The following is a 7,837-nucleotide window of genomic DNA, read 5'->3' on the forward strand; positions in this document are numbered from 1 at the left end:
CGTCATCCGCGGGCAGGCGCCTGCGTCGAAAGGGCCTTCGCGCGTAGGGAGGGCCTTGTCCTCCCACCGATGGTCCGGTTCCATACGAAGCCCTCTTGTAACGATGAGGTCGCCCGATGCACGTCGCAGTCTTCAGCACCAAATCCTATGACCGTCGCTTCCTGGGCGCCGCGAATGCCGCATATGGCCACAAACTGTCGTTCTTCGACGCCCGTCTCTCGGCCGAAACAAGTCAGCTCGCCACGGGCGCAGGAGCCGTGTGCGCCTTCGTGAACGACGAGGTGGATCGGGACGTACTCGCCGATCTCGCATCCAGGGGGATCAGACTTGTGGCCCTGCGCTCGGCCGGAGTTAACAACGTCGATCTGGAGGCAGCCGAGCGTGAGGGGATCGCGGTTGCGCGGGTGCCGGCCTATTCCCCGTACGCGGTCGCCGAGCACACGATGGCGCTCATCCTGACCCTGAACCGGAAGACCCATCGGGCCTACAACCGGGTGCGCGAGGGCAACTTCGCCCTGGAGGGACTGCTCGGATTCGACCTCAACGGCAAGACGGCCGGTGTGGTCGGGACCGGGAAGATCGGCGAAATCGTGGCGAAGATCCTGACGGGCTTCGGGTGCACGGTCCTGGCACACGACGTCCGCCCGAACCCGGCCTGCGAGGCGATGGGCGTGCGGTACGTGCCCATGGAGGAGCTCTTCCCTTCCTGCGATCTCATCACCCTCCACTGTCCGCTGACGCCGGCAACCCACCACCTGATCAACGCCGAGGCGGTGAGGCGCATGAAGCCTGGTGTGATGCTCGTCAACACGAGCCGGGGTGGCGTGGTCGATACCCGCGCCGTCATCAAGGGCCTCAAGGATGGCACCATCGGGAGCCTCGGGCTCGACGTCTACGAGGAGGAGACCGACCTGTTCTTCGAGGATCTTTCGAACCGCTTCATCAGCGATGACGTCTTTGCGAGACTGCTGACCTTCCCGAATGTGCTCATGACCGGGCATCAAGCGTTTTTCACCAGGGAAGCGCTGACCAACATCGCCGAGGCGACCCTGGCGAACATAACCGCATTCGAGGCGACCGGACGGGCTGTACATGAAGTCTCGGTCGAAAGGGGCGCGGGAGGATGATCGCTCCGTCCTCGAGAGGATCCGGCCGGGATCGTGCCTATCGGCGCTCCTGGAGCAGCTCGATCTGCATTTCCTGGATCTCGGCCAATCGCTCCCACTGGCGCGTGATCAGATGGTCCAGCTTCTCATGGAGATGCCGGATCTCGAGTTCCGCCTTCAGGTTGACCTGGTAGTCGTTGAGGGAGCGCAACCGATCCTTCGCCTCCTGCCGCCTTTGGCTCATCATGATGATCGGAGCCTGAACGGCCGCGAGGCAGGACAGCAGCAGGTTGAGCAGGATGTAGGGATAGGGGTCGAACGCTTCCGTCCCGCGCAGGGCATTGATGAGAATCCAGGCTCCCAGCAGAAACCCGAAGGCGATCAGGAACGGCCAGCTCCCGCCGAAGGTTGCGAGTCCGTCCGACAGTCGCTCCCCCAGGGTACGCTTCTCATCGTAACTTTCCTCGACATTGGCCGACACCATGCTGCCCTCGGCGAGACTGCGGGCCACCTCCCTGTCGAGTTTCGTCAGTTCGCCGCGTTCCTGGCGCAGCAGTTCCTCGACATAGAGCAGACGGTACCGGTCGACCGCGGCCCGGCTGATGCGGCCATGATCGTCCAGCTCCGGGTGATCCTGCCGGATCCGCTCTGCGAGGGCAGGTCGCAATTGATCGATGAGGATAAGGTCTCTCAGGGGGTAGGTTTTGCCTGTGATGGGGCAGGTGCCGTTGGAAGACGCTGCGTGGGAGGTCATGTTCGCCGTTCCGCGATATTGGCGTGGATCAAACCTAACGGCTCGACGCAGGTGTACCAAGGTGCGATTTTTACCATCGCGCGCTTCCTCGTGCCCAGGAGGGTTCCTTGTCGCTTCGTCTTCATTTCCACGGTGCCGCCCGAACCGTAACCGGCTCCTGCTTCCTGCTCGAGACGGAGGCGGCCCGCGTCCTGGTCGATTGCGGCATGTTCCAAGGGTCGAAGGAGGAGAGGGAGCTCAACTACGAGCATTTCCCGTTCCGCGCCGCCGGGATCGATGCGCTCTGCCTCACCCATGCGCATATCGACCACAGCGGCCTCGTGCCGAAGCTGGCGAAGGCCGGGTTCGACGGGCCGGTCTATGCAACCGCCGGAACGGCCGACCTGGCGACCATCATGCTCCCGGACTCCGGCTACATCCAGGAGATGGAGGTCGACCAGCTCAACCGCCGCAACCGCCGCCGGGGCCGGGGGACCGTGTCGCCGATCTATACGGAGGAAGATGCCGTCGCGTGCCTCGGGCAGTTCCGGCCAGTGGCTTACGGGCAATGGCAGGAGGTCGCTCCCGGATTCCGGGCCCGCTTCTGGAACGCCGGTCACCTCCTGGGCTCGGCCTCCATCGAGATGGAGGTGGCGCACGGAGGCGAGGAGACACCAACCCGGCTGCTGTTCTCCGGCGATGTCGGCCCCGATCACAAGCTGCTTCAGCCCGATCCGGATGGACCGCGCGACCTCGATTACGTCCTGCTTGAATCCACCTATGGTGACACGGATCGGGCTGGCACCACCATCGAGCGCCGCCGGCGGATGCTCCGGGACGAGGTCCGCGCAGCGATGCATCCGAGCGGCGCACTGCTGATCCCATCGTTCGCGGTCGAGAGGACACAGGAACTCCTTGTCGACCTCATGGAACTGATGGAGGCGGGCGAGTTGCCCGACATTCCGATCTTCATCGACTCGCCGCTGGCCTCGAAGGCCAGCGCCATCTTCAGGCAGCACGCCGGGGAGCTCAGGAACGGCGCCGACCTCGTGCAGGCGCTGGAATCCCGCTGGGTTCGCTTCACCGAGAGCGTGGAACAGAGCAAGGCCATCGACCGCATCCACAGTTTCCACATCATCATCGCGGCCAGCGGCATGTGCGAGGCGGGGCGAATCCGGCACCATCTGAAGGCGTGGCTCTGGCGGGACGAGGCCACCGTTCTCTTCGTAGGTTTCCAGGCGCAGGGCACGCTGGGGCGCATCTTGCAGGATGGCGCCTCGAAGGTCCGGATCCAGGGCGAGGAGGTGAGGGTCCGCGCCCGCCTGCGGACGCTCGACCTCTACTCGGGTCACGCGGACGGGCCGGAGCTGAAGGCGTGGCTTTCCGAGCGCCTTCCGGTCCGGCGCGGGCTCTTCCTCGTGCATGGCGAGGATGCGCCCCTCAAGGCGTTGCAAGCGTCTCTCGGCAGTCTCGACCGCGTGCCCGGGGCAATCATTCCGGACATCGACGACGTCTATGACCTGGCGGGCGACCGTGCGGTCCGGATCGAGCGGCATGAGGAGCGCCTGCCGCCTGCGAGCGCCGGGCACCGCGACTGGCACAACGACTATGCGCAACTGCTTCTGGAGATCGGCGACGCCGTCGAGGCCGCCGCCGATCGGAAGGCTAAAGGCGTCGTGATCCGGCGCATCAGGGACGCCTTGAAGAAGGGATCCGACCCGGCAGTCTGAATGGTCTGCCGTGTCTCCCGCTTCGGCATCGAACCAGAGCGAGGCGGCACAGTGAGACCGATGCCATCATGGGGTGCCAAGACCCGTCCAGGATGAGGACGTGGCCACGAATGCAAGGCTTCGCGACGGGATTCTGTCCATTCTCGATCATCCGGGCGACATGACGATTGCGACGATCCGGAAGGATCGATGTCGGACTGTGTTCCGGCCCGGCCCTGACCGTGATCGCCTTCGGCCCCTGGCAGGTCGTCGTGTTCGCCGGCGCCATGGTGGCGGGCATGATCCAACTCGCTCCCGCGGAGCGCCTCCTGCCTCGGGCGGCTCGCCTCAGAGCCCGACCATCTTCATGCCCGGCTCCGGGTAGCGGGTGCCGGCGGCTGCTCCCGGCGGGATGATGCGGTCGATGCGCGCCAGATCGTCCTCGGTGAGGCTGACGGTGAGAGCCCCGACATTCTCCTCCAGATAGCGTCGGCGCTTCGTGCCGGGGATCGGCACGATGTCCTCGCCCTGTGCCAGCACCCAGGCGAGCGCGAGCTGCGAGGGAGCGCAGCCCTTCTCCCGGGCCATGGCCTCGATCTCGCGCACGAGGTCGAGGTTCTTCTGGAAGTTCTCGCCCTGGAAGCGCGGCGAGTTCCGGCGGAAATCGTCGGCCGCGAGATCGTCCACGCTCTTGATCTGCCCGGTCAGGAACCCGCGGCCCAGCGGCGAATAGGGCACGAAGCCGATGCCGAGCTCGCGCACGGTCGGCAGGATCTCGTCCTCCGGGTCCCGGCTCCAGAGCGAGTATTCGGTCTGCAGCGCCGTGATGGGATGAACCGCATGGGCGCGCCGGATGGTCTGCGGGCCGGCTTCGGACAGGCCGAGATAGCGGACCTTGCCCTCACGCACGAGGTCGGCCATGGCCCCGACCGTATCCTCGATGGGCGTGGCGGGATCGACCCGGTGCTGGTAGTAGAGATCGATCACGTCGACTTTCAGACGCTTCAGGCTCGCCTCGCAGGCCTGGCGCACATAATCGGGCTTGCCGCTGATGCCGAGGCGCTCCCCGTTCGGGCCCCGCACGTTGCCGAACTTGGTGGCGAGCACCACCTTGTCGCGCCGGTCCGCGATGGCGCGGCCGACGAGTTCCTCATTGCGGCCGACGCCGTACATGTCCGCGGTGTCGAGGAAGGTCACGCCAAGCTCGATGGCGCGATGGATCGTGGCGATGGACTCGGCCTCGTCGCCGCTGCCGTAGAACTCGGACATGCCCATGCAGCCGAGACCGAGGGCGGATATCGGCAACTGACCAAGCTGACGCTGCTGCATAGGACGATCTCCAGGTCTGACAGGACGGTAGGGCCGCGGGCCGGGCGGCGGGCCCGACATCAACTGGTCTGCGGTTGCCCGGTTTCAAGGCTCCCGCGAGATCGTCCTCGGTCACGGGCCGCAGGCAGGCCGATCTGACGAAGCTGTGAAGGGAGGGTTCCTTGACCGCGGGCGCGCAAGCCCAAGCTTCCAGTTTCCCGACACCAAGGATGGGTACGATGCTCAAGCTCGCCGGGATCCTTCCCATGCTGCTCATCGCGACCGAAGCGTGGTCGCAAACCAGGCCTGTCAGCACCGCGATGAGCTGCTCCCGCGCCGCCGGTCTCGTCGCGGCCCAGGGCGCCGTCGTGCTGGGCACCGGCCCCTACACCTATGACCGGTATGTGAGCGGCACCAACCGCTGCGCGCTGGGAGAGACGATCGAGCCCGCCTGGGTGCCGACCGCCGACAACCCGCAGTGCTTCGTCGGGTACCAGTGCAGGCTGCGGACGCAGCCGCAGGGGCGGTAAGAGGCGGGAGACGCCGTTGCCGTCCGGTCGGGCCGAGGATCCGGTCAGGTTGAGGGCTCTGCCGCCCTCTCGTCGGGGAACAGGCGCGACCGGGTCAGGAACCGGATGCCGCAGCCGTTCTCCAGGGAGAACATGCCGCCTTCGCCCGGGACCAGGTCGATGATCAGCCGGGTGTCCTTCCGGTGTTCGTATTGCGACGGGCTCATGTGGAACGGTGCCCCGCCGATGGTCTCGAGGAGCACGTCCTCGTCCCCGAGTGTCAGGTCTGCAGCACGTAGGTGCCAGGGGCGTCGCAGAGGACGGGATAGCCTCGCTCCGGGGCTCCCATTTCCGGGGGCGCGACGAGTTCGCCGGAATGCAGCCTCAGCCACTCACTCCATTCCGGCCACCACGAACCCTCGAACCGAGGCGCGATCTTGGTCCAGGTGTCCGGATCGAGATAGTGGCCGACCGAGGATCGCGTGAGAACCTGAAAGCTCCCCCCGGTCCGGTTTCGACCCGCCACGATGCCGGCGTTGTGACCACCCGTCGCGAGGAGGAACGTCACGTCGGTGTCGGCAAGCAGATGGATCTTGAACGCCGATCGCCATGGGGCCACGTGGTCGCGCTCGGTGCCGACGGCGAAGATCGGCGCGCGGATGTCGCTGATGGCGATCGGGCGGCCGTCGACGTCGAAGCGCCCTTCGGCGAGATCGTTGTTGAGGAAGAGCTGGCGCAGGTATTCCGCATGCATGCGATAGGGCATCCGGGTCGCATCGGCATTCCAGGCCATGATGTCGTTCAAGGGCGTGCGCTCGCCCATCAGGTAATGCCGGACGAGGCGGGACCAGATCAGGTCGTTCGAGCGCAGGAGCTGGAAGGCGCCGGCCATCTGCCGGGTATCGAGAAAGCCCTGGCTTCGCATCAGATCCTCAAGGAAGTGAAGCTGGCTTTCGTTGATGAAGAGCGTGAGTTCCCCGGCCTCGCGGAAATCCGCCTGGGCGGCCAGGAGCGACAGGGATGCGAGACGGTTGTCGCCATCTCGCGCCATCGCGGCGGCGGCGATCGACAGGAGCGTGCCGCCGAGGCAGTAGCCGACCGCATGGACGTTCTGGTCGGGCACGACGGCATTCACGGCATCGAGGGCCGCCATGATGCCGAGCCTTCGGTAGTCGTCGAGACCGAGATCCCGATCGCCGACGGTCGGGTTCTTCCAGGACATGATGAATACCGTAAAACCCTGTTCGGTGAGATAGCGGACAAGGGAATTTTCGGGCGAAAGATCCAGGATGTAGTACTTCATGATCCAGGCCGGCACGATCAGGATCGGCTGCGGCCGCACCTTCCCGGTCGTCGGAACATACTGGATCAACTCGATGAGACCGTTGCGGTAGATCACCTGTCCGGGCGTCACGGCGACATTCCGGCCCGGACGGAACGCTTCCGTGCCGGCGGGTGGCCTGGAGCGGACGATGCGCTCCCAGTCGTCGAGGAAGTGGCGGAATCCCTGCACGAGATTCTGCCCGCCCGTTTCAAGAATGCGGCGCTGAACCACCGGGTTGGTTGCAATAAAGTTCGACGGCGAGGCCATGTCGAGGACCTGTCGCGTGACGAACTCGACGACCGCCTGATGCTGCCTGGTGACCCCGTCCACATCGGTGGTTGCATTGTCCCACCATTGCTGCTGCAACAGGAAACTCTGCTGAACGACATTGAACGGCCAGCGCCACCATTCGGTCTCGGCGAAGCGTCGGTCCTGGGGCAGCGGCTCGATGCACGGCTCGCACCTGCCGCCATCGACCGCACAATGGGATGCGAACTCCGCCAGCCGCGCCCATTTGCGCACGCCCTTCGTGGCGAGTTCGACCTGTTTGCCCGGTGAAATGGCAAGATGCGCGGCCCAATCCATATAGGCGTCGACAATGGCCGCGGGTGAGAGCCCGCCGGTCAGGCGGGCGAGACCCGCATGGGCGACGTGGTCGAGCGCGTCCCTGAGCCGGTGGAGCTCCGCATCGTCCCATGAGCCCGCGTCGGAGGGCGGTCCGGTCATCGAGGGGTCGGCCGCAGCCGGCGACATCGGCAGCAGGGCGGCTTGCGGGGGCAGCTTCCGGCTCCCCATGGGCGTGGAGGATGTAGGAGCCCGCATGTCCATCTCCCGGGCGGCGACCTACGCGCACTGGATGACATCGAAGGATTCCTGCGAATTTCGTCCACATGATGGTGGTGCGTCCAGCGGATCGGCCTCGTCCCGTCCCTCGCACGACCGGGGAATGACGGGATGGGATCGGGATGACGTCTCTGCCGATGACCGGGAGGATGGCGTCATTCTAGAGCATCGGACCCACAAGTGGACCCGCTTTTGGGATTCATCCGAGGCTCCCTCTCTCGACCGGCGCATCGGATGAGGCGGACCGAAAGGGCCGCGCCAGCCAATAACCGGAACGGGATTAGCAGGCGCGGGCCAGGGGGGCA

Annotated in this window: 7 protein-coding genes; 3 read left to right on the plus strand and 4 right to left on the minus strand. The window is 65.7% G+C overall.

The genetic code is table 11. The features are described 5' to 3' along the window. Positions 1–116 precede the first annotated feature (116 nt). Positions 117–1,127 carry a 2-hydroxyacid dehydrogenase gene (locus tag OCW50_RS23505; protein WP_262299170.1) on the plus strand — a complete coding sequence of 337 codons (1,011 nt, stop codon included), beginning with the start codon at positions 117–119 and terminating at the stop codon, positions 1,125–1,127. Between the two features lie 37 nt (positions 1,128–1,164). Here OCW50_RS23505 and OCW50_RS23510 read toward each other — a convergent pair whose 3' ends face one another. After that, entirely contained in the window at positions 1,165–1,860 is a 696-nt protein-coding gene (locus OCW50_RS23510; RefSeq protein ID WP_262268678.1) for a DUF1003 domain-containing protein, read from the minus strand. 107 nt (positions 1,861–1,967) lie between these two features. Here OCW50_RS23510 and OCW50_RS23515 point away from each other — a divergent pair, with 107 nt between their 5' ends. Next, positions 1,968–3,569 carry an MBL fold metallo-hydrolase gene (locus tag OCW50_RS23515; protein ID WP_262299171.1) on the plus strand — a complete coding sequence of 534 codons (1,602 nt, stop codon included), beginning with the start codon at positions 1,968–1,970 and terminating at the stop codon, positions 3,567–3,569. A gap of 327 nt (positions 3,570–3,896) precedes the next feature. Here the strand turns inward: OCW50_RS23515 and OCW50_RS23520 are convergent, their stop codons facing one another. After that, positions 3,897–4,877 carry an aldo/keto reductase gene (locus OCW50_RS23520; protein WP_262299172.1) on the minus strand — a complete coding sequence of 327 codons (981 nt, stop codon included), beginning with the start codon at positions 4,875–4,877 and terminating at the stop codon, positions 3,897–3,899. A 209-nt stretch (positions 4,878–5,086) separates the two neighbouring features. Here OCW50_RS23520 and OCW50_RS23525 point away from each other — a divergent pair, with 209 nt between their 5' ends. Beyond that, the gene (locus OCW50_RS23525) at positions 5,087–5,386 is read left to right on the plus strand and encodes a hypothetical protein (RefSeq protein ID WP_262299173.1); all 300 of its coding nucleotides are present in this window, start codon (positions 5,087–5,089) and stop codon (positions 5,384–5,386) included. Positions 5,387–5,430: 44 nt separating this feature from the next. Here OCW50_RS23525 and OCW50_RS23530 read toward each other — a convergent pair whose 3' ends face one another. Both OCW50_RS23530 and OCW50_RS23535 read right to left on the minus strand, forming a co-directional pair. Then, the gene (locus tag OCW50_RS23530) at positions 5,431–5,628 is read right to left on the minus strand and encodes a DUF779 domain-containing protein (RefSeq protein ID WP_373371496.1); all 198 of its coding nucleotides are present in this window, start codon (positions 5,626–5,628) and stop codon (positions 5,431–5,433) included. A gap of 17 nt (positions 5,629–5,645) precedes the next feature. After that, complete coding sequence (locus OCW50_RS23535; protein WP_262299174.1) at positions 5,646–7,511, minus strand: PHA/PHB synthase family protein; 1,866 nt, start codon at positions 7,509–7,511, stop codon at positions 5,646–5,648. Positions 7,512–7,837 lie beyond the last annotated feature (326 nt).

Origin of the sequence: Microvirga sesbaniae, from assembly GCF_025460805.1 — a bacterium.
GTDB classification, from domain to species: domain Bacteria; phylum Pseudomonadota; class Alphaproteobacteria; order Rhizobiales; family Beijerinckiaceae; genus Microvirga; species Microvirga sesbaniae.